Origin of the sequence: Enterococcus sp. AZ009, assembly GCF_050548785.1 — a bacterium.
Taxonomy (GTDB): domain Bacteria; phylum Bacillota; class Bacilli; order Lactobacillales; family Enterococcaceae; genus Enterococcus_D; species Enterococcus_D entomosocium.
This window is the reverse complement of sequence record NZ_CP172960.1, coordinates 904,831-924,805: the sequence shown is the minus strand read 5'-3', so window position 1 is coordinate 924,805 and position 19,975 is coordinate 904,831. Positions and strand designations below refer to the sequence as shown.

Annotated in this window: 17 protein-coding genes and 2 pseudogenes; 3 read left to right on the top strand and 16 right to left on the bottom strand. The window is 34.1% G+C overall.

Annotation, left to right across the window (positions count from 1 at the left end; all coding sequences use genetic code 11):
• Nucleotides 1–285: 285 nt before the first annotated feature.
• The 7 genes and pseudogenes from IGJ74_RS04225 to IGJ74_RS04195 all read right to left on the bottom strand — a co-directional run bounded on the left by IGJ74_RS04225 (nucleotide 286) and on the right by IGJ74_RS04195 (nucleotide 6,414).
• Nucleotides 286–366, bottom strand: coding sequence for a hypothetical protein (locus IGJ74_RS04225; RefSeq protein WP_430608756.1), 81 nt, complete (start codon nucleotides 364–366; stop codon nucleotides 286–288).
• A 1,427-nt stretch (nucleotides 367–1,793) separates the two neighbouring features.
• A pseudogene (locus IGJ74_RS04220) lies at nucleotides 1,794–1,991 on the bottom strand (DNA cytosine methyltransferase); the annotation flags it as partial.
• Nucleotides 1,992–2,342: 351 nt separating this feature from the next.
• Nucleotides 2,343–2,546, bottom strand: coding sequence for a hypothetical protein (locus IGJ74_RS04215; RefSeq protein WP_010750032.1), 204 nt, complete (start codon nucleotides 2,544–2,546; stop codon nucleotides 2,343–2,345).
• A 232-nt stretch (nucleotides 2,547–2,778) separates the two neighbouring features.
• Nucleotides 2,779–3,258, bottom strand: coding sequence for a transcriptional regulator (locus IGJ74_RS04210; RefSeq protein WP_218193581.1), 480 nt, complete (start codon nucleotides 3,256–3,258; stop codon nucleotides 2,779–2,781).
• A gap of 105 nt (nucleotides 3,259–3,363) precedes the next feature.
• The gene (ssb, locus tag IGJ74_RS04205; RefSeq protein ID WP_420699101.1) at nucleotides 3,364–3,753 is read right to left on the bottom strand and encodes a single-stranded DNA-binding protein; all 390 of its coding nucleotides are present in this window, start codon (nucleotides 3,751–3,753) and stop codon (nucleotides 3,364–3,366) included.
• Nucleotides 3,754–3,825: 72 nt separating this feature from the next.
• Nucleotides 3,826–6,006, bottom strand: a complete 2,181-nt coding sequence (locus tag IGJ74_RS04200) for a DNA topoisomerase 3 (RefSeq protein ID WP_218193582.1) — start codon at nucleotides 6,004–6,006, stop codon at nucleotides 3,826–3,828.
• A 60-nt stretch (nucleotides 6,007–6,066) separates the two neighbouring features.
• Nucleotides 6,067–6,414 carry a CPBP family intramembrane glutamic endopeptidase gene (locus IGJ74_RS04195; protein ID WP_255324187.1) on the bottom strand — a complete coding sequence of 116 codons (348 nt, stop codon included), beginning with the start codon at nucleotides 6,412–6,414 and terminating at the stop codon, nucleotides 6,067–6,069.
• Nucleotides 6,415–6,689: 275 nt separating this feature from the next.
• Between IGJ74_RS04195 and IGJ74_RS04190 the strand changes: the two genes are divergently transcribed.
• Nucleotides 6,690–7,208 carry an SOS response-associated peptidase gene (locus tag IGJ74_RS04190; RefSeq protein WP_420699096.1) on the top strand — a complete coding sequence of 173 codons (519 nt, stop codon included), beginning with the start codon at nucleotides 6,690–6,692 and terminating at the stop codon, nucleotides 7,206–7,208.
• 14 nt (nucleotides 7,209–7,222) lie between these two features.
• On the opposite strand, the gene IGJ74_RS04185 is transcribed toward IGJ74_RS04190, so the two are convergent.
• From IGJ74_RS04185 to IGJ74_RS04150, 8 genes are all read right to left on the bottom strand, one after another.
• Entirely contained in the window at nucleotides 7,223–7,444 is a 222-nt protein-coding gene (locus IGJ74_RS04185; protein ID WP_086295837.1) for a hypothetical protein, read from the bottom strand.
• A gap of 133 nt (nucleotides 7,445–7,577) precedes the next feature.
• On the bottom strand, nucleotides 7,578–8,840 hold the full coding sequence (locus tag IGJ74_RS04180; RefSeq protein WP_218193583.1) for a putative phage abortive infection protein: 1,263 nt from the start codon (nucleotides 8,838–8,840) through the stop codon (nucleotides 7,578–7,580).
• Nucleotides 8,841–8,876: 36 nt separating this feature from the next.
• Nucleotides 8,877–9,476 carry a tyrosine-type recombinase/integrase gene (locus tag IGJ74_RS04175; RefSeq protein ID WP_005225257.1) on the bottom strand — a complete coding sequence of 200 codons (600 nt, stop codon included), beginning with the start codon at nucleotides 9,474–9,476 and terminating at the stop codon, nucleotides 8,877–8,879.
• 260 nt (nucleotides 9,477–9,736) lie between these two features.
• Nucleotides 9,737–11,584 (bottom strand): ATP-binding protein, encoded by a 1,848-nt coding sequence (locus IGJ74_RS04170; RefSeq protein ID WP_420699092.1) that lies wholly within the window; start codon nucleotides 11,582–11,584, stop codon nucleotides 9,737–9,739.
• Nucleotides 11,577–12,788, bottom strand: coding sequence for an SIR2 family protein (locus tag IGJ74_RS04165; protein ID WP_349708532.1), 1,212 nt, complete (start codon nucleotides 12,786–12,788; stop codon nucleotides 11,577–11,579). Before IGJ74_RS04165 ends, IGJ74_RS04170 begins: the two co-directional genes overlap by 8 nt.
• Nucleotides 12,789–13,333: 545 nt before the next feature.
• Complete coding sequence (locus IGJ74_RS04160) at nucleotides 13,334–13,504, bottom strand: hypothetical protein (protein ID WP_218193615.1); 171 nt, start codon at nucleotides 13,502–13,504, stop codon at nucleotides 13,334–13,336.
• A gap of 980 nt (nucleotides 13,505–14,484) precedes the next feature.
• The gene (locus IGJ74_RS04155) at nucleotides 14,485–15,255 is read right to left on the bottom strand and encodes an acyl-[acyl-carrier-protein] thioesterase (RefSeq protein ID WP_218193616.1); all 771 of its coding nucleotides are present in this window, start codon (nucleotides 15,253–15,255) and stop codon (nucleotides 14,485–14,487) included.
• 16 nt (nucleotides 15,256–15,271) lie between these two features.
• Nucleotides 15,272–15,652 (bottom strand): DUF7006 family protein, encoded by a 381-nt coding sequence (locus tag IGJ74_RS04150; protein WP_218193617.1) that lies wholly within the window; start codon nucleotides 15,650–15,652, stop codon nucleotides 15,272–15,274.
• A gap of 518 nt (nucleotides 15,653–16,170) precedes the next feature.
• On the opposite strand from IGJ74_RS04150, the gene IGJ74_RS04145 reads away from it, so the two are divergent.
• Nucleotides 16,171–17,361, top strand: coding sequence for an IS256-like element ISLgar5 family transposase (locus tag IGJ74_RS04145; RefSeq protein ID WP_002324630.1), 1,191 nt, complete (start codon nucleotides 16,171–16,173; stop codon nucleotides 17,359–17,361).
• Nucleotides 17,362–17,435: 74 nt separating this feature from the next.
• Nucleotides 17,436–18,929 carry a helix-turn-helix domain-containing protein gene (locus IGJ74_RS04140; protein ID WP_218193455.1) on the top strand — a complete coding sequence of 498 codons (1,494 nt, stop codon included), beginning with the start codon at nucleotides 17,436–17,438 and terminating at the stop codon, nucleotides 18,927–18,929.
• A gap of 150 nt (nucleotides 18,930–19,079) precedes the next feature.
• Here IGJ74_RS04140 and tnpC read toward each other — a convergent pair.
• Nucleotides 19,080–19,951: pseudogene (tnpC, locus tag IGJ74_RS04135) on the bottom strand (IS66 family transposase); the annotation flags it as partial.
• Nucleotides 19,952–19,975 lie beyond the last annotated feature (24 nt).

Genomic DNA, 19,975 nt, shown 5'->3' with positions numbered 1-19,975 from the left:
ACAGCCCTATATCTTTTTAACTATTAAAATGGATCTGCATACTCTTGTTTACTTATAATATCTCTAATTAAATACTTCTTGTTATCGAATATATTTTTCAGTTTTTTTGATTTACGTCATCTGTAATCATATGGTATCTTTTGGACGAAATTCCCTTATTTCCATATTTTTATTTTAAATCCGCATGTTTTCACCTCGTACCTTTAGATGGCTCATAAAACGGGAGATACTGATCTTAAACTGTATTTTTACTAACCTATCACTGTGGTCAGACATTGCACGAGCTTAATTGAATTCAACATCTTTCATCTCAAATAATTTTCTTAATATCTGATAAATACTTATTCTTAACTTTCCAAAAATCATTTTTAGTTGATACTTTGGGGCGAAGACTATATGATACTTACAATTCAATCTCTTATGTATTAAGCTTTTATCTTCATTAAACATAAAAAGCACTTCGACATTTAGTGTTGTATCTATCTATACCAACACTAAATGTCGAAGAATCAACTAACAAAGGACCCTCAAATGATCCCCAATAATGTAGTGACCCCCAGAAGTTAAACCAAAATCTAACTTCTGGAGGGTCAGTACATAAAATCTTTTGAGCGTCCTTTAATGTCCATGGTACTTTCCCTTTAATTTCTTAGATAAAGTGAATCAACTCCTGAAAGAACATGGGAAATTCCAGTAATCCATCGCCATTTTATATAGAGAGACATTATTCCTATTCATTTTTCTGCCTCATTATTTTATCTATTCCACACATCTCATTTATTTACTCGAGACGCAGATCGTTAAATAAATGAGTTTGTATTTAATAGAACATTAAAATTTATAGTATATCGTTCTATAAATATTAATGTTTTTTTTTGAAGTACAACATTACTAAATGCTATTATTAAAAATAATACTTGCTAGTATAGGAAATTATCTATCTTTATTTTTAGTTCTAATTAGTATAAAATGTAAGCGAATACAAACAACTATTTCAAACTGAATTACCTTGTTATAATATTCTGTGGATACTAATCTAGAATATATTTTCTTTATCAAAGTCATTAAATTTCTATTTTATAGACAACAAACATTTTTTTCTAACCAATCCTAAATTTTATTGGCATAGAACATCAAAGTATAAAGAAAAAGTACTTTAAAAATTCAGATACTATTAGTAAAACAAAATATTCAAAAATTAAATATTAGATAGCTTTCAAACATATTATAATGCTCTGTTAATCTCTCATTAAAATATTTATTAGCTTGCACTAAATATTATGATACTAGAACCTTGTTTATTTTTTATATACAAAATTTGATTAATAAATACCATCTTGATATTTTATTTTGGTAAAACTCTTAGTTTATTTAAAACTAAATTTTTTAATTAATTTGAAAAATCAAAAAAAGGGTGGTTTGTATGGAGAGATATAAAATACTTAGAGTAAATGATGTCTTTGATAAACCTTATTTATTCTTCGAGAGTACTCCTTCTATTTACCTAAAAAAAGCTGAGCTTGAGTATATTTTTTCAAAAGTGTTTGGTTATGGTAAATTTAAAATTTGTGATGTTTTTAAAGAAGATCTACCCCCAAAAAATTTCCAATACAGATCTAGGTATATTATTTTCATAGATAACAATAACAATAAAATATCTATCTTTTATTATTTTATCAATTGGGTTTTCTAGAAAAACAGCCTAAATATGACTCCAAGAATACCTGTTTAAATGTATTTCAATTAAGCGGTTACGACACAAAATGATTTGAATAATGTACTAATTTATAACATGAAAGTTTTGTGGTATCATGCATTTCTACCTCCTGTTTTGTGTCGAAAATTGATTGATAACTTTTTCTGGAATGGCCATCGATCTCACAATACCCAACACATCGGTAGCCAGCTTGTTCCATCCCTAAACGAAATCCTCCGATTCCTGAAAAAAGATCTAAAAAGGTGCCTTTATTTTCTGTTGTACCATTTTCCATTGTTCACTCAGTTTCTTCATGCGCATGAAAGGTATTTCAAGTACCTGATGGATTAAGAATACCGAGAAAATGGATGGTTAAATTTCGGAACAATGGTGGTACTTAGACCTTTTTTAAGAAAGAAAAGCGATCTTTTTTGCCCTCCACGTTCCAGCCGCCTCCACCACTTAGGAGGGCAAAAAAAATAGACGTGCAAGGCACGTCTGTAGAGCAAAAGGTTGATATTTCACTGAAATCTTGCTATAATTACTATGTAAAGAGGAGTTGCGCTAACAACTCCCCTACAGCACCGTTTAAGACGGCGGCGGATCAATTAGTTAAAAATAACCGTAACCCTGCTAAAGTTGACGGTTATTTTTTTGCACTCTTTTTTCGTTTCTTCTTGCTTTTACGCTTAGAAGAACGAGTGTTTATAATCGTATCTGCTAGTTTCACACATGCTTCGATTAAACCAATAAAGGCTAACAAAACAGGCGCTATTGCTAACAAAATGCCGATTATATCCACATCTTGCAAAAGGCTACTCCTTTCTTCAGATTTCGATAGTACATTCATAATGCACCACCTCACTTTCAAAAAAAGCGCCACCGTCACAAACTTTACTGTACTCATATTATACCATAACTCACGCTAAAAACCTATATTTATCAAGGCTTTTAGCGTTTTTTTTATGTCTAAATTCGATTGAAATGCTTGTTCCTTCAGTCGCTCCAGCCACCACCACCGCTCCTTCAGAAACCGTGTTGCTGACACAACCCGAAGTGATCGATAGAAAAAAATACCAGGATCAGGCAGAGATCTCTTGTTCTTTTAAAGCCAAAATAGACAAAGCATTCGCAAACTGCAGTAAGCCTAATTGAGAATCATCGACGATCACATTTTTCTGATAATGGATCCGATCGCTCACATGATTGATTGATAATCCGTAGACAAAACGCATCAAAAAAATCTTTCGTCTCCGATCGGTGATTTCTGGTTTATATGGATGGCTAATGGCCGTCAGACCCAAAGAAAACAAGTGGTGAAAATAAAGAAACTCTTGTTTGAACTGCTGATTTTCTTGAACAAAGCTAGAGTGTTTGATTTCTGGTATATCTTGGTCTAAGAGCGAATACGTTGAATGAATCGACGGCATCCTCCTCAATCCCATCCTTTCTCTTGAAACAAGATAACTAGAGAGCATCGATCCGATCTCTCCTTTGGTTTTTTCCCAATCGATCACCTCTTTTTTAGGTAATTCAAATTGGTGAACATCAAATAATCGCACATTATTCCTCTTTTCATGATAGGTGATACAAACAGTTGTCGTTTGAACCTGAATTTTATATCAAAAAAGACCTGGGGTTTCCAGGTCTTTTTTCGTCTTTGTTTCTCAAAATGGCAAATCATCATCTGGTAAATCGATTGCCGAGCTGCTTTGTGCAAATGGATCCGTTTCTTGTTTAGGTAGCGGTGGCGGTGTTGGTTTGCTTTTTTCAGCTGTTTCGTTGAATTCATTCGCACGCTGCTCAGACACATCTTTTGATTCCATTAATTGAAACGTCTCTGCCACGACTTCTGTGACGTACACTCGCTGTCCTTGTGGGTTATCGTAAGATCTTGTCTGAATACGTCCAGTCACGCCGAGAAGCGTCCCTTTCTTTGCGTAATTGGCAAGGGTTTCGGCTGGTTTACGCCAAATGACACAATTTATGAAGTCAGCTTCTCTTTGACCGCTTTGATTGGTAAAATTTCGATTCACGGCCAAAGTGAACGTGGCCACTGCAGCACCGTTCGGTGTAAATTTTAATTCTGGATCTCTCGTTAATCTTCCTACATAATACGACGTTATTGATCATGCTTTATTCCCTGCTTTCTTTGCTTTTTTTGGCGCATTGACAAATGATACAAAAGTGATCTGTCCCGTATCGCTCAACTTGATTTTTGCATTATAGGTCGTCTTGTCTACCTTTTTGATTCCTGAAACCACGGTTTCTTTCCCGACTAACAAATCCTTCAGATTGGTTTTCGTCAATTTTTTCTTCCGGAACTGATCAGATAACGTAAACGTACAGTTGGGATAATTCGAACAACCGTAGAAAGACTTTTTCAACACCACATTTCCGCCACATTTCGGACATTTACCGATCGTCTGCTTATCAGCTTCTTTTTTGACTTCCGCTTGGTAGGTGTGGAAATTCAACTTCTGAACATCATCTGGCACGTGTTCGATCAAATGCACAATAAACTTCTTGATATTGGCAATAAATGTCTCTTGATTCCCTTCTTTTTTACCGATTTTCTTTAAGTACGTTTCCCATTTTGCCGTCATTTCAGCACTCGTCAATAAGTGCTGGCTTTCGACTGCCTGGCACAGTAATTTTCCTTTTTCGGTGACGATCAATTTATTTTTTTCTACTTTGATATATTCTTTTTGCTTCAGTGTTTCAATAATGCTCGCACGTGTCGCTTCTGTACCGATTCCTTCGACTTCCTGAAGGATCTTGATCGCTTGTTCATCATCTACGGTCTTATTAGCCGTTTTCATTGCTGTAAGCAACGTGCCTTCAGTAAATGGTTTCGGTGGCTGCGTCTCTTTCTGTACGCTTTTTACCTCCGCTTGAATCGCTTCACCGATCATCACAGCTGGTAATGTTTGGCTCTCTTCGTTCTCCTTGTTGGTATCGGCTTTGAATAAGATCTTCCATCCTTCGACTTTTGGCACTTTTCCCGTCGCTTTAAAACAGAGAGTTGACACCATGGTTTCTATTACGGTTTCTTCATACGTGTAATCTGGTAAAAACATGGCGATCGTTGTTTTCATGACGAGCAGATAGATTTTCTTTTGTAGATCATCTAATTTATTAAAGGCTGACTCACTTGCGACTTGCTTCGTTGGAATAATGGCGTAATGCTCTTGCACCTTACTACCATCGACATATCGCTTTCTTGGCTGATCTTGCGTCATGGGTTCATCTATGGATAAAAAACGGGCGTAACTGTCGTAATTCGCTTTTAAGTATTGAAATTCACTGTCTGTAATAAATGGTGTATCTGTTCTTGGATAGCTCAACAATTTTGCTTCATACAGTCCTTGCATGGCTTTCAACGTCTGACTGGCTGTTGCTTTGTACAGCTGATTGATTTTTGACTGCAGGCTGCTCAATGAGAATAAATTGGGACTATTCGTTTTCTTCATTTTTGTTTGAAGATCTTTGATCGTTCCTGGTTGTGCGCCGATTGCAGCGCCCTTAGAAGAAACAAGGGAAAGTAGTTCCTCTTTAGTAGAAAAACGTTGTGACGGGCTTAATAGGGCTTTGAACGAGCCATTCGTTGCCTTGATCAATGATTCGATTTCATGAAATGGTTCTTTTTTAAAATGCTCGATCATTTGTTGGCGTTGATAGATCATGTAAAGCGTTGGTGTTTGTACCCGTCCAAGAGAAAACGTTCCATTTGCCCCTTTTGAACGAAGATTCAACGTGTAAAGCATACTCCCGTTCATGCCAATGAGCCAGTCGGCAATTTGCCGTGTCTGTGCTTCTTGATAAAAAGGATAATAGTCCATTCCTGGTTTTAAGTTTTGAAACCCACTGCGAATCACATCTTTTTCAAGACTGTTGATCCATAAACGCTTGTATGTTTTTTTAGTAGAAAAAGCGCCTGATTCATGGATGATCGACCAGGCGATATTTTCTCCCTCTCGATCACTATCTGTTGCAATTATGATCGTATCGGCTTTCTTTAACAGTCCGGAAACGATCTTAAATTGTTTTTTCTTATCAGCTGCGACCTGAAAATCGTATTGTTGCGGAAAGATAGGCAATGTATCCAATGCCCAACTCTTCCATTTTTCATCATAATGTCCTGGTTCTGCTAATTCGACCAAATGACCGAAGCCAAAGGTGATAAAGGTCTCATCTGAAAAAATTGGATCTTGGATCTCAAAAAAGCCATCCTTTTTCACGCTATGCTTTAAAGCACCTGCATAGGAAGCTGCTTGACTTGGTTTTTCTGCTAAAATTACGGTAGTCAATACGTACACACCTCTTTTTTGTGATTGATAATCAGTATAACGAAAAATGGTTTAAATTTCTTATAAAACAGGAATCAGGGCGATAAAATTGTAAGCACTATGAACGATCATCGATCCATAGGCTTTTTTCGTTCTGAGAGCAACCCAGGAATAGACCAGGCTGTTTAAAAAATAGGGCAGTAGAAAAACCTGCCCATGTAAAACAGAAAAAATGAAACTAGAGAAAAGAACTGCAGCTGGTAAATTCGTGCGTCGAATCAAAAAAGGTAAAAGTTTGACCCGTATCAAGTATTCTTCACTGATCGGTGCCAATACAATAGAGAACGTTGCGGCAGAAAAGGTGATTCCATGTTTTGCTTCAGGAAGTTTAGGAAGATACGTTGAAAAAAATTGTTCGCCGATCCACATAGTTCTTCTTGCCTATGATAAAATTTATTAAACAGTTTAAAAGTAAAAACTATTCAAAGAAAGTTGGCGATAACAATGGGATTTTGGTATTTTTTAACGTTAGCTGTTGGCATAACTCTGTTGATCATAAGTGTTTCAAATAAAGAAGTATCTAGATCAACCAAATTCGTAATAGCCTGTTTTGTTTTAGGGATCTTGTTAGTCATAGGTAGTCTACTTTTATTTTTACCAGGCAGCTCTTCGATTATTGAACAACTACTTCAACTAAATTAGCTTTGTTTATTAAACATATTCGTGTTGGTTTTAATGAAATTTTTCCAACTAATTATATAGTAACACTAGGACTTAATCAGGATTCAATGGTAGTGCCAGGAATCACTCAGTGGGGGTTCCAAGGATTTAAGCCCGGTCAACTTATGATCAACGCACGTTCAGAAACAGTAGAAGAAAAGAAAACTTTTTCTACAGCCTTCAGAGAAACTCGCTGCGTCATACCAGTCTCCGGATTCTATGAATGGGATTCCGAAAAACGAAAACTATTGTTTACTGCAGGGGATAATGATGTTTTTTATTTGGGCGGATTTTATCGTGTGCATAAAACAGGTGCAGGATTTGAAACGGAATCGATTATTATGACGACAAAACCTAACGATTCAGTATCCCCAATACATGATCGTATGCCGCTTATTATTCAAAGAGATCATATAAAAGATTGGATCACAGATCTGGATTTCGCACGTAACTATCTTACAGCTGACATGCCAGAATTAAATCGTACTGAAGTAGCAAAATAAAAAGAGCGAATCTTTTATAGATTCGCTCTTTTGTTATTGTTTTGTTTAACTTTACTCAGGATCACTTCAAACGTTTCAAACGTATCGATATCGAGTTGACATAACCAAAGTAAGTACTTCTTTTCCTTAAATGTCCAGTCGATAGTAGGGTAGGAGGATATCAAATTGTTATATCTTGCTTTTTGTTCAGTCGAAGCTAATTGCCAGCGTTTTTCAAATATTTTTTCTTCTTCCATAGCCGATCCCCCAAAAAGAACGTTGCTTGAAAATATAATACTTAGCAACGAATGTTAAATTCTGTAGATATAAGTATAGCACAAGAAACAGATACGAAAAAATTCAGCATGTTCAATATCTACATTTATTCTACTAGCAAAACTCCTGCATTTTTGTCAAATCATAATTGCCCCAAACTAATGTCTCAGAACTAAAGAAGTGCGCGGTTTTTATATCGTTAAGTTCGTTTTTCTCACCAAAGAATCCAGTCCTTTTGAGTTCGTCTATAGCGCCCGCACCTCGCGCAGTATAGTTAATATTATAGAATAACATGGCCATTTGATTTTCGTTCATGTTTGCTCGTAGAAAACCGATATAATTTTTCTTGATTTCTCTATCATTTACATTCTCATTTAGATACTTTATTATTCTGTGAAATATTCTGAAATAGGATCCGACTTGTTTGTAATATGATGCTTGAGCTTTTTCAACTACGTCTTTTTTTCTTTCTTCTTCAAGTTCTACATTTTGTTTTACTTCAGTGTATCCCTCGAGAAAATGGTATATTTGCATAACTGAATTTTTATCTTCCGGCTCTATTAGTTTGTTCCTATACATGACAGAATTTAAATTATCTAGTAGTTTATCAACTCCAAATAGTTCACTTGAACTTGAGTCTAATTCAAAGAATTTCTCATTTTCAATATCTTCTTTTAGATTTCGAATATTTTTTATTCGAATTGACTCAAAATATACATCTTTGAAATCCAGACTACCATAATTTTCATGTGGCGTAACCGCCCAATCCAATTCTGACATAGTTTCTAATGATTCACGCTCAACTTCTGTTAAGATGGGCAGCTTTGTATCTACATATGTTTCTGAAGCTTTCAATGCTTTATCCAGGAGAAATAGTAAATCTGATTTATTCTTATAAAAGTAGCATAGTCCTTGTTCCCTATAAGCAACCATAGAATTTTCTTTTATTTTTTCCAACATATCTTCAAATAGATCTCGATCAGGATTTTTTTCTGAAATCAAAGAATTTTGTTGAGAAATAAAGAGATTCAACAGATTAAAAAAGGTATTATCTACTTGGTCCGATTTTCTAGACTGTTTCTCTTCTTCTAGCTCTTTATCTCTAGAAATACTTTCCTTTTTAAAACGCTTTTTCTCATAGGATAATTGAAGTTGAATAGCCATTAAAGCGCCAGCAACTCCGATAATAGCGCCAAGATATCCTCCCCAAAAACCTAACCATCCATCATCCGATCCTTTATGTGTTGTATCCCAATCGATTAACCCTTGAACGACTAAAGGGATAAGAATAATACAACTAAAGCCAATAACAGCTACACTTACTACCCATACTTCTTTTTTGTATTGTTCATAAAAACTTTTTTTATTAGCTTCCATAAGATTGTTCCTTTCACTTTTCTTCCGACCAAGCCATTATAAGTCTAAACTTTTTACTGCTGTATCTTTGTCTTCTTGCGTAATTCCAATATACCGTAACGTTTCACGCTGGGAAGAATGGTTAAGCAGCGATTGAATGATTTCTGTTTTTGTTCCTTGCTTGTAGAGGAAATAGCCAAATGTTTTTCTCATTGAATGCGGCCCAATATCTTTTAGTCCGATTGCGGTGCCAGCATCATGAATGATACGCCAAAGGCTTTGGCGATTGAGCGGTTCGTTTGTACCTTTGCGACTTGGAAACAAGTAGTGATCAAATTCCTGCTGAAGGAGCTGCTCTGGAAATTCCTGCTGCACATATTCTAAAATCGTTTTTCGCAATTTATTGGAAATGTACACCGAATTGTGTTTCGCCGTTTTTTGTTCCTTCATTGATAGTCGATCTTTTACCACTACTCGGCCACGAGTAATTTCTAACACATCGGCCAGTTTTAATTGACGCAAATCAGAAATTCGATACGCCGTATTGATCCCGATTGAAAAAAGCACCAAATTTCGTTGGCCATATTTTCCAGAAGCCAAAATTGCTTTCATGGCATCGATCTTTTTTTTGTCTCGAATGGGTTCAACTGTCTTCATTTTCTCTCTCCCTCCTAATAAGACTTAATACCATTATAATATGCAATATGTCTTATTTAAAACGAGCGAACGAAAAAGGCTCAAAAAGAAATGTGCATTTCTCTTAGAGCCACAATGGATAGCGCTTGTTTCGCCAAAGAGACACAACTAGCTTGTGTCTCTTTCGTCGGAAAATTTTATTCAAATACTCTGTCATATTAAAATCAGATGTTGGAATCAAAAATGCGAGGAAGAAAATGAGTCTATTTAATAGAATCAACTTACTTTTCTAAATACCATTTTTCTGATATTTTAGCACTATTTCCATCTGTGTTAGGTATTGCTTCTGCAAACGAAGTCAACATAGGAATTTTAATTGCAGAGCCAAAAACGAGAGCATGCCCTGTTTGTAGATAGGTTAAGCGATCAATGGTATCTCTGTCGATATAAGGCACCATTCGAGAGATATAATTTAAATCATCCGGATTTTGAATTCTATGAACAATAAAATTACTACATTGAGAAACTACTGTTTTTGATAAATCACTAGGCCTTTGTGTAGAAACACATATTAGAAAACCATACTTTCTACCTTCTTTTGAAATCCTTTGAAATATATCAAAATCATATGTTCCATGTGAAAGACCATTATCTTTTATATACCTATGTGCTTCTTCAATAAATAAGTTTATGGGTTTATCTGCTTTTTTTTGATGGCCTTTTTGATAATCTAAAATTATTTTGGCCAATACTCTTATAAGTACTTCCGACATCGAATCATCCATAGCGCTTATATCTATGTTTAAAATATTACTGTTATCCAAGAGTTCCTCAAAAAAGGATTCTTTATTTTTAAATCTAGTTTTATTAAAGATTTTACTGAATGGCGACTCTACTAAGCTTTGCATCCTAGAAACCAATGGTGCGGTGTACTCCTGTACTCTTTGACTGTTCAAGCTACCTTCATATAGAATCGCAAATTTCATAGCTGTTAAAAAATCATTAGGAGAAAAATGCACTAATTGATTATATTTTATCTCTTCCATTAGAGAGAAATTTATATATTTTTGTAGAAAGGATATTATATTTTCAATATCATCTATTTTTCCATAATTAACATTCAAACTGTCTCTTAAATTTTTTTTACTATTAATTTTTGTTTCTAGTTTTATGCTTTTAGTTGGGAAGTTGGTCAATAATGAACATACTTTATCCGATTTAGATGGAGATGACTCGGAACTATTTAATATACCTGTGATAGTAGAAGCTAATATATGATTCTTAGCTTCTTCAGAACTATCATTTTCAGAATAAAAAATTTTAACTACTTCCATGGTTTTTCTCAAAACCGGTATTTGTGTTTTTTCTGATGCATTTAACAAGATAGCCCAATCATCTACTGATAAAAGCCAAATTGGAACTTCAAAATTATCCTGATCGGAGAGAGGTTTTATGAATTGACACTTAATATCATTATTTATTTTTTCTATTTCAGAAAAAGATTTTTTATACTCTCCATTTGAATCAATAAGTATCAATCTAGATCCAAGAGCTGAATAATTTGACTTTAAAAATATGTTTTGAATTATTCTTGCAATAGAGTTAGACTTTCCCGCCCCAGTATTTCCAAAAATAGCTGAGTGGTAGCCAAAAAATTTATCTAAATCTACTTTCACATCATATTCTGAGAATAACACTGACTTTCCTAAAGAAAATTTTGAGACTCTTGTATTACTATCCGAAACGGTAATTTCAGAATTGGATACATCTAACATCACATTTAATTCTTCATTTGTAACAATGTGGACTTCAGAATACAATAATGGCATCTTAGATACCCCAAAAAAGAACTCATTATTGGTAATTTCGCCTATCAATCTTAATGAAATAATTCTGCTTGCATTGGGCTTAGCTAATGGAGCATTGGAAGCATGCTGAGAACTTTCAGCAGATAATACTTCCGCTATGAGTGTTCGACCTAATTCATAAATTGACACATATGTTCCAATCTCTCCAACAAACCTGGTTCCATCAAATGTATTTATATAGTTATCTATATTGTTGAATACTTCTGCTAAAACAATGGAGTTTTTTATAAGAATTAGTCTTCCAATAGAACGATTACCCATTATTGTTTCCTCCGCTTTCGCTCAAATCTGAGAAAACTTTGCTTATTTGATCAGAAATTTTTTGTTTTTCTTGTTCCTCACTTGGAATAGCTGGCATCAACTTTTCAACAAAATTTTTAAAATAATGAATTTTGTTACTAGAATTAATGATTGTAATTCTACTATCATCCATATTTCTAATTTTTCCTATATTGGTCTCTATTTCTTCACTATCACCATTTATATAATCAGTTTCTCCCAAAATGATTAGTCTAAATGAAGGAATTGATAAATTATTTAGTATTATTCGGTTTATATGATCATCTCCAAAGCTATACCCTAATGTAATTAATACACTATTTTTTTGAGTTAAATTATCTTGAAATGATCGCATCAAGTCTGTGTAAGGTACCATTAAGGTGCTTCTATCTTTTAAAGGGGTTGGGTATATCATCACATTTTCGAGAGAACTTTTATCTATTTCATTCATAGACACTTCATATATATCATTTCCACTTTTCTTCCATGAAATCGATCCATGAATTTTGTATAAATTATAAAAATGATCTACTCTATTCCATATATCCTTATTTAAATTCATGTTGTCTACATACATATATTTATATATATTTGGATTAAATGTTCTCCTATATGAACCAGTAAACCCGTTGTTATAGATAAAATTCAATTCATCCAATGCGCGTTCATTATACATATCATAATTTGTAGTTACTATATTAATCGGACTTTTTCTACTTGATGAAATTGTTTTTAAATAAAACTTTTTATAAATTTCAGATAATTCACTACAATTCATGCCCTGAGTAATTTTATCTGTGATGAATTCTTTAACAATATTAATCTTATTATCGATCTCTTCATCAATTTCCTTAATATGGTTTACTTGTCTAAGCGCATTCATAAAGTCCATTAGTTCTTCAAGGTTTTGGTTAACTTTATCTTCTATACTGACGTCCAATATCTTGAAGTCTTGGTGTTGCTCTATAAAAGCTTTAAAAAGACCAGCCATTGTTGATATGGCTGCTTCTTCTTTTACGGCTGCTCCTTCTTTATTGATAAGAAAACTAGAACAACCGGCGCCCATCAATATAGAAAGATTTTCCATTTGCATGGCTTGTGCAATAGTTTTTTGCACTTCACTTAGAGGTTTTTCTGCTTTATTTGCTCCTTGATAGTAATTGATTTTTTCTTCTAACTGACTCAAATTTGACCCCTCCACCAAATATAATTTCTTATCACAATTATATCATTTTTATACGAATTTTTTAATCATTGACTAAATTTATATAGCTACTTATTTAATAACTTATGATTAAACAAACAACGTATTTGAATTTTAATAATTAACATTATGTAATGTACTTAATGAACCTAATTAAGTGAGCTGCCGATAGAGCCATCAAAATGATTTGAAAAATAAGGGTCAAAAACTTTTAAGTTTCTGACCACAAAAATGAATTGTTTTAAAATTCATCCACTCCTACTTTTAGTTGAACATAGATTTTGTTACAGTTTTGCGTTCACAATACAGAAAAATTATAATAGAAGTTTGATCCAAATAAGAGTGCTCAGAAAACCTTTATTTTCTAATCATTCTTTATCTAAATTTATTCTGATTAAATACTATTAAACATTTAATCCCTTCCATTGCCTATCTGTCGATTCAGTTTTTATATCTCGGATATAAGAAACAGAGAGCTTGATACATAAAAAAGACAAAGAGAAAAATCTTTCTCTTTGTCTCAATATCTATCCTTCTTTTAACTCACTGTATGCTTCTAATAGCTCATTTCTTCGTCGATAATTGCGCAAAACAGTACCACGAGCCAAGGGGGAGAAAGGATAATCTATAGGAGAAGCATTAACTAGTAACAATACACTTGTACCTAAACAAAAAATGCCTTTACTAATTTTTTTCATAGTAAACCTCCGCTTTTTTTATAGTACTGATTACGTTTAATTATGGAACCCAGAAGTATGCTTCCATTTTTTAACAACAGAAATTTTGGGTGAAATATTTTTCAAAAGTCTAGTTGATTGATACAAACAATAGTCTTTTCACAAAATTACCCAATCATTTCATCCACTGACTACTTAGCTGTTCGCTTAATAATGACTAAAAACATTAGCATTCGCTCAAAATGTCAGTGATGTAAACTTTTTCTAAACCAAATTTACATAAGAAAGAATTTTCTGCCATCTCGTGTTGTAGATTAGGCTCGAATGACCCTTTGAATGGTTACACTACTAAGTTCCTCTTCAATTGAACAACGTTCCAAAGAAGAATAGTTTTTAGTTAGCCCACTCGAATACACAACAACCACGCCTTTAATGTTTTTGTAATTTAGAGGTGAACGCCGCGTTATCACAAGTTGCTTACTTAAACTTTGTACACCTGCTACAGTTTTTGAACAGTTAACCTACTCTTGATTTTCCGTCAACCTCACAATTTTTACGTGAACCAGTTTATTTTTCATTCATTATCAACCTTAAAAATTTACATGGACTTTTCCTTTTTGATTAGATAAACGCTTCTTATTATTCAATATTTTCCAGTTTCATCTTGCATCATTTCATTCATACAATAAGTATCATTCTCGATTATCCTTTCCCAGAGAGTCAGTATTCTTAGATAGAAGGTTGGTTTGATTGATTAATTATAAGATAATATAAATGAAGATATTTCATTACGAGGGAGCAAAATAGTTCCATTGATACAGCTACTATCCCCTCTGACAAAGGATAACCGAGAAGTAGGATCGTTACTTAATTTATAAATGAAAGATACAAATATTTCAAAGCCAATTTATCGTATCTAAGTTATTAGAAAGATAACCTATGCAATCAACACCCAATATTTTGGGATAATTCCCCTATTTATTAAAGGGTCAATAAGTAATTTACACGTTGCTCCAAACAACAGAAGCTATTGCACTTCGGGAGTCGTTTATCCCGATCTCCCAACTTATTTCAGCATTTGTACTTCCCTCATTAACAATTTTTTTTATATAAACAAATGCAGTATCTGTAATTTCCGATTCAAAACGCATTAAGAAGTTTTGAATGACTTTATCCTTCAAAAAATCTAGAGATAAAGTATCGAATATCCATTTAAAGTATGAACTATTCGTGACATGCTGGTTATAGTCAATATCACTTTGATGGACTTCAAAACACGTCAATAATACAGCCCCCTCTTGCACGTTAGATTTTACAGGAAACCGAATAAGGCGATTGCTTTTTTTTGCTCCTAAGGCGTGACCAACTTCAGAAGGTATTGAAGTAATCTTTCTTTTTTGAAGATGCATAAGAGATAGACTTAATACCAAAGAACCAACATGTTCTTCATCGATAAAAAAATCAAACGTTCTATACATGAAGTATTTATTAAATGTTGTTGAGTATGCTTCAATAACAAGTTGATCATTATATACAGGATAACGCTCGAAATTCATAGCGAACTCATTTACAATCCAATTTGTATACTTTTTTTCAAAATACTGGTATTCAAATCCAACATTTTCTAAATGGATAAACGAAAGTTCAATGCACCAATTCATTAACTGAGTTATCATTAATCGACCAAAACTATCTATCGTCGGGTAAGAAATAGTAAAGGACTTTTTGATTCTATTTGCATTAACCTTAGAAATGTCTAATGAGCTATTCAATATCCTCAGTTCCTCTCTATACACGTTCACTCAAATAAATGAGGCCCCAGGGTGGTTGGTGATGCATCGTTAGCCCTGAAAGCTCCCGATAAAAGTATTGACAATCATTTCTAATCAGTTCAACCAATCCTTCTTCTTCTAACTCAAAATTACTCCAATGAAAATTTGTACAGAATTCGACCATTATTTGAAATTGAGCATCTATCCGTAATAGTTCCGCAATCTTTAAAAATGTGTTGTTTTTGGAATTCTCCAAGATAAGTCTAAACTCACTTTTTAATGATTCGTAATATTCTCTAAGTAGTAAACTTTCTACAAATAAGTCACTTTTCTCAAGACTTTCATCAATAGGAGCGAGATAGTCTTCAACAGTACTTATCTTTTCAGCATTTATCATATTGACTTACTCCTCGTAAAATATATTTTATCTAATAGCATGTATTCCCTAATATAATTAAGATAAGATATTCCAATCCTGCAATTACTTCAATAACTCCTACAAAACAGTTTTTTTTCACTTGTAATCCTCATGGGATATGGGAATTTTTTGAAGGATAAGAAATCATATTTTAACTATTCTTTATCCTAGACCAAATACTACACAACTAAATCAATATTTAAAAATCTATTTCTGCGATATATCATGCAGTTTCTTTCCTTATATCAAATACCCAATGTAGATCCATTGAATATCTGATTATCTGAGCGGGGTTGTTGGTAAGAAATCTATTCGAATTATATTGATTACAAATAGAAGATTTCATGTTACTATTTATAAAATATATAATTGATATATAATTATAGTCTATAGCTTTTTTAATGAGAGTGTAAAATATTTTGTGTAAATAGAAAAAAGGAAGTCCCTTCTGTAGAATAGAGTTACCACAACACATTCACAGAAGAGAGGACTTCCCTATGAACGATTTTACTACAGAAATTCTAAAGACTCTAGCGAACAAAGGCGATTTGAATGAATTATTCCGTGTCCATTTGGAGAAAGCAGTCAATACGCTTCTCAAAACGGAGTTAACGGCTTTCCTAGATTACGAAAAGTATGATCGCATTGGTTTTAACACGGGTAATTCTCGTAACGGCTCCTATGACCGTACGGTCAAGACCGAGTATGGGGAACTTCATCTCCAGATTCCGCGCGACCGCAATGGTGAGTTCAAGCAACAGACTGTTCCTGCTTATAGACGGACGAATGACACGTTAGAGGAGACCGTCATTCACCTCTTCCGAAAAGGTATTACCATGTCGGAAATCGCAGACTTGATTGAGAAAATGTATGGGCATCACTACACGCCCCAAACCATGTCCAATATAACAAAATCATTTACAGAAGAGGTAACGGCGTTTAAAGGGCGGGAGCTTCATGACCGTTATGCTGCTATTTATATGGACGCAACGTATATTCCGTTAAAGCGGAAAACCGTCGCCAAGGAAGCGATTCATATCGCAGTTGGCATTCGCCCGGACGGATCAAAGGAAGTATTGAGCTATGCGATTGCACCGACTGAATCCATCACGATTTGGGAGGAAATTTTATTGGACCTTCAAGAGCGCGGTTTGAAAAATGTCCTCCTGTTCATCACGGATGGCTTAAAGGGGATGGTAGGAGCGATTAGTCGGTTCTATCCCAAAGCTCGTTTTCAACATTGTTGTGTACACGTTTCCCGTAATATCAGTCACAAAGTGCGTGTCGATGATCGTAAGGAAGTCTGTGATGATTTTAAAATGGTGTATCAAGCCTCATCTAAAGAGGTGGCGTTGGAAGCACGTGGTGCTTTTGCGGAAAAATGGAAAACCAGCTATCCAAAAGTGGTTGAATCGATTCTTTCGAACGATCACTTGCTCACTTTCTATGATTTCCCCTTGGCCATACGCAAGAGTATTTATTCTACGAACTTGATTGAATCCTTTAATAAGCAAATCAAGAAATACAGCCACCGCAAGGAACAGTTCCAAAACGAAGAGTCGATGGAACGTTTCTTAGTCTCGTCTTTTGATACTTACAACCAAAAATTCCTAGGTCGCAGTCATAAAGGCTTTCAACAGGCCGAAGGCGAACTTGAACAAATGCTAAGCCAACTGATTGAGAATTAGAAACAATCTGCAGTAGGGAAGAATCATTTACACAAAATTATTGACGATCCCTTTTTAATTAGGAGGAGATTTTATTGAAGCACTTCCAACTAAAGTTTGTAACAGATAAATCCATTATTCGCTGGTTAAAAATTTTAAACTTTTTTGAAAAAAATAAGGCGTGTATACTTAGCGAATTAATTGATCTTACGAGTAGTTCTCCTCGAACATTGATAACCGATTTAGGTGCTATACGAGATTATTTTGGAGGCACTTTAAAGTTAACCTCTTCAGAAAACGGATACTCTTTCGAAGAAATAAAACCGAGTGAGTATATAGAAAAGAAGAGAGCCCTCTTAAGAAATGAACCAATCTTTATTATCTTAGAATCTATTTTTTTTGGTGAAATTCATCCTTTATCGGAATGGTCTGAAATTCTTCATATGACTGAAAAAACTTTACGAAAATACTTAAGAGAAGCTAACCTTCATTTAGCACCTTATAAGATTACTTTTCATGCAAATCCAGTTACTCTTGAAGGAGACGAAGTAAATATTCGAAGCTTTCTTTGTGCATTTTACTATGAAATGGATATTACTCCACATACAGTGTTTCCGTCTATAAGCACTCAAGAAGTAATCTATGATATTTCTGAACTATTTCCTGAGAATTCGCATGAGTTTACTTCGTATGGCTATTTTAGTTACTTGCTTTATATTTCTCTTGAGAGAGCTAGATTAGGACATAAAGTAGATCTAGATTCTAAACTTATAGAAATCATTAATAAAACAGAACTGTTTACTACGTTTAAACAAGTCCATCGATCAATTTCAACAAATTTTGGATTTATCCCATCAGAAAATGAGCTAATTTATATTTTTGGGTGTATCATTTGTCACAGAAAAATCATCAATCCAATAATTGAAGACAGATTTTGTAACATAATGAATACATGGCCTTCAATTAAAGAATTAACGAAAAGCTTTTATCTTTTAGTACAACCTGATATTAAAGATACTGCAGGAGCTGTTATATTGTTAGAATCATTCTTTACTACTATGAAAATAAAAGAATTACTCACTGGAGCGTCACCAATAAACATTGATGATGTAAATGGATTTGTAATAAATCATTTTAGTCAAGAGTACTCTAACTATTTTTCATTTCTTACCTCTACGTCTCAGTTCAAAGAATTGTTTGCACCGAACAGTTTTGAGGATATTTGTTCAAATCTTGTCTTGCACACAGAAACACTTCTTAGTTCTTTTTGGGGGGAACCTAAGAACATCGCTTTTATTTTTGAAGGAAATGTTTATGTTAGCCACTACGTTCAAAGTTGGTCCCAGAAATACTTTGGAAAATTTCATAATGTCTACTATCCTAATTCAAGTGATTTATCTCAAGACTATTTTGAGGAAAACAATATTGATTTGTTGGTCACAAATTATTCTGACTACTTGACGGATTACTTATTAGATATCGAATGTATTCTATTTAAGTCCATTCCTGAAGCAAGTGACTGGAACAAGCTCTTTTATTGGCTTAACCCTAAGATTACACACGATTTTATTCTTGAAAATCGAGTGTAGCTTAAAAGATATAAAATCATTACACTCTTTTATGACTCTCTTCTCTATACTCAGTAAAATGACTCTTAGCAACGTAAGCGTGTCATAGGATAGTACCTAAATACAAATAGCCCGATTTGATAAACTCAAATCAGGTGATTTGTCTCTGGATTATTTACAGATTTCTTGTATCTGCTGATTCCATGGTAAATAAGCGCGTAGCACTTCAGGTGTCATCGAAGACAGATTAGGAATTTCTGTAAAAAGGTGATTTAAATATTTGCGTATGTTTAACCCATTCGCAACAGCTGTCTGGATGATACTCAAAATAATTCCAGCTGATCTAGTCCCTTTTAAGCTTTTAGAAAACAGCCAGTTTTTTCGACCGATCACTAACTCTTTTATGGCGCGCTCTGCTCGGTTATTTGAAAGTTCCAACCGCCCATCAAATAGTACAAGCTGGAGTCCTTCTTTATGCTTGACTGCATATCGGACTGCCTTTCCTAACTGTGATTTAGGCAAAGAAGCAAAACTCTCACACCAATTAAAAAATTCAGTCATCACAGGCTGCAACATTTCCTTCCTCGCTACAAATCTTTCTTCTGCACTGAGTTTATTAAAGGTTCGTTCGATTCGAAACATCTTGTCACAGTAGTCTAAACCTATTTTGGCGTGACTTTTTGACGCTGGATATTTACCTAGTGCTTCAAAAAACTTTCTGCGAACATGCGCCCAACAATAAACATTGTTTACTGTCAGCTTCCCGTAGGCTGCATAAGCATCCGTATGCAAGAAACCACTAAATGATTGTAAAAACCTTTGGGGTTCGTCAAAGGAACGTGAATTTGAGTGCTCGTAGAGCACAACTTTTTTTCTTCACTTTTCCCTGAGGCATATAGCCAGTAGTACGTCTTTTCTTTGTGACTGTCCAATACACGATAACTTGTTTCATCCGCGTGTAAGACTTCCTGATTGCTTAATTCTTGATGAAGGCAATTGTAGATTGGCTCTAAGACCATTTCACTTACCTTGATATGCCAATCTTTTCTCGATAGACGTCTAATTTA

Excerpts from the sequence above, each read along its gene's own strand:
- IGJ74_RS04225 (WP_430608756.1), bottom strand. The coding sequence starts at position 366 with ATGATTTTTGGAAAGTTAAGAATAAGTATTTATCAGATATTAAGAAAA.
- IGJ74_RS04215 (WP_010750032.1), bottom strand. The coding sequence starts at position 2,546 with ATGAATGTACTATCGAAATCTGAAGAAAGGAGTAGCCTTTTGCAAGAT.
- IGJ74_RS04195 (WP_255324187.1), bottom strand. The coding sequence starts at position 6,414 with ATGTGGATCGGCGAACAATTTTTTTCAACGTATCTTCCTAAACTTCCT.
- IGJ74_RS04185 (WP_086295837.1), bottom strand. The coding sequence starts at position 7,444 with ATGGAAGAAGAAAAAATATTTGAAAAACGCTGGCAATTAGCTTCGACT.
- IGJ74_RS04180 (WP_218193583.1), bottom strand. The coding sequence starts at position 8,840 with ATGGAAGCTAATAAAAAAAGTTTTTATGAACAATACAAAAAAGAAGTA.
- IGJ74_RS04175 (WP_005225257.1), bottom strand. The coding sequence starts at position 9,476 with ATGAAGACAGTTGAACCCATTCGAGACAAAAAAAAGATCGATGCCATG.
- IGJ74_RS04170 (WP_420699092.1), bottom strand. The coding sequence starts at position 11,584 with ATGGGTAATCGTTCTATTGGAAGACTAATTCTTATAAAAAACTCCATT.
- IGJ74_RS04160 (WP_218193615.1), bottom strand. The coding sequence starts at position 13,504 with ATGAAAAAAATTAGTAAAGGCATTTTTTGTTTAGGTACAAGTGTATTG.
- IGJ74_RS04150 (WP_218193617.1), bottom strand. The coding sequence starts at position 15,652 with ATGATAAATGCTGAAAAGATAAGTACTGTTGAAGACTATCTCGCTCCT.
- IGJ74_RS04145 (WP_002324630.1), top strand. The coding sequence starts at position 16,171 with ATGAACGATTTTACTACAGAAATTCTAAAGACTCTAGCGAACAAAGGC.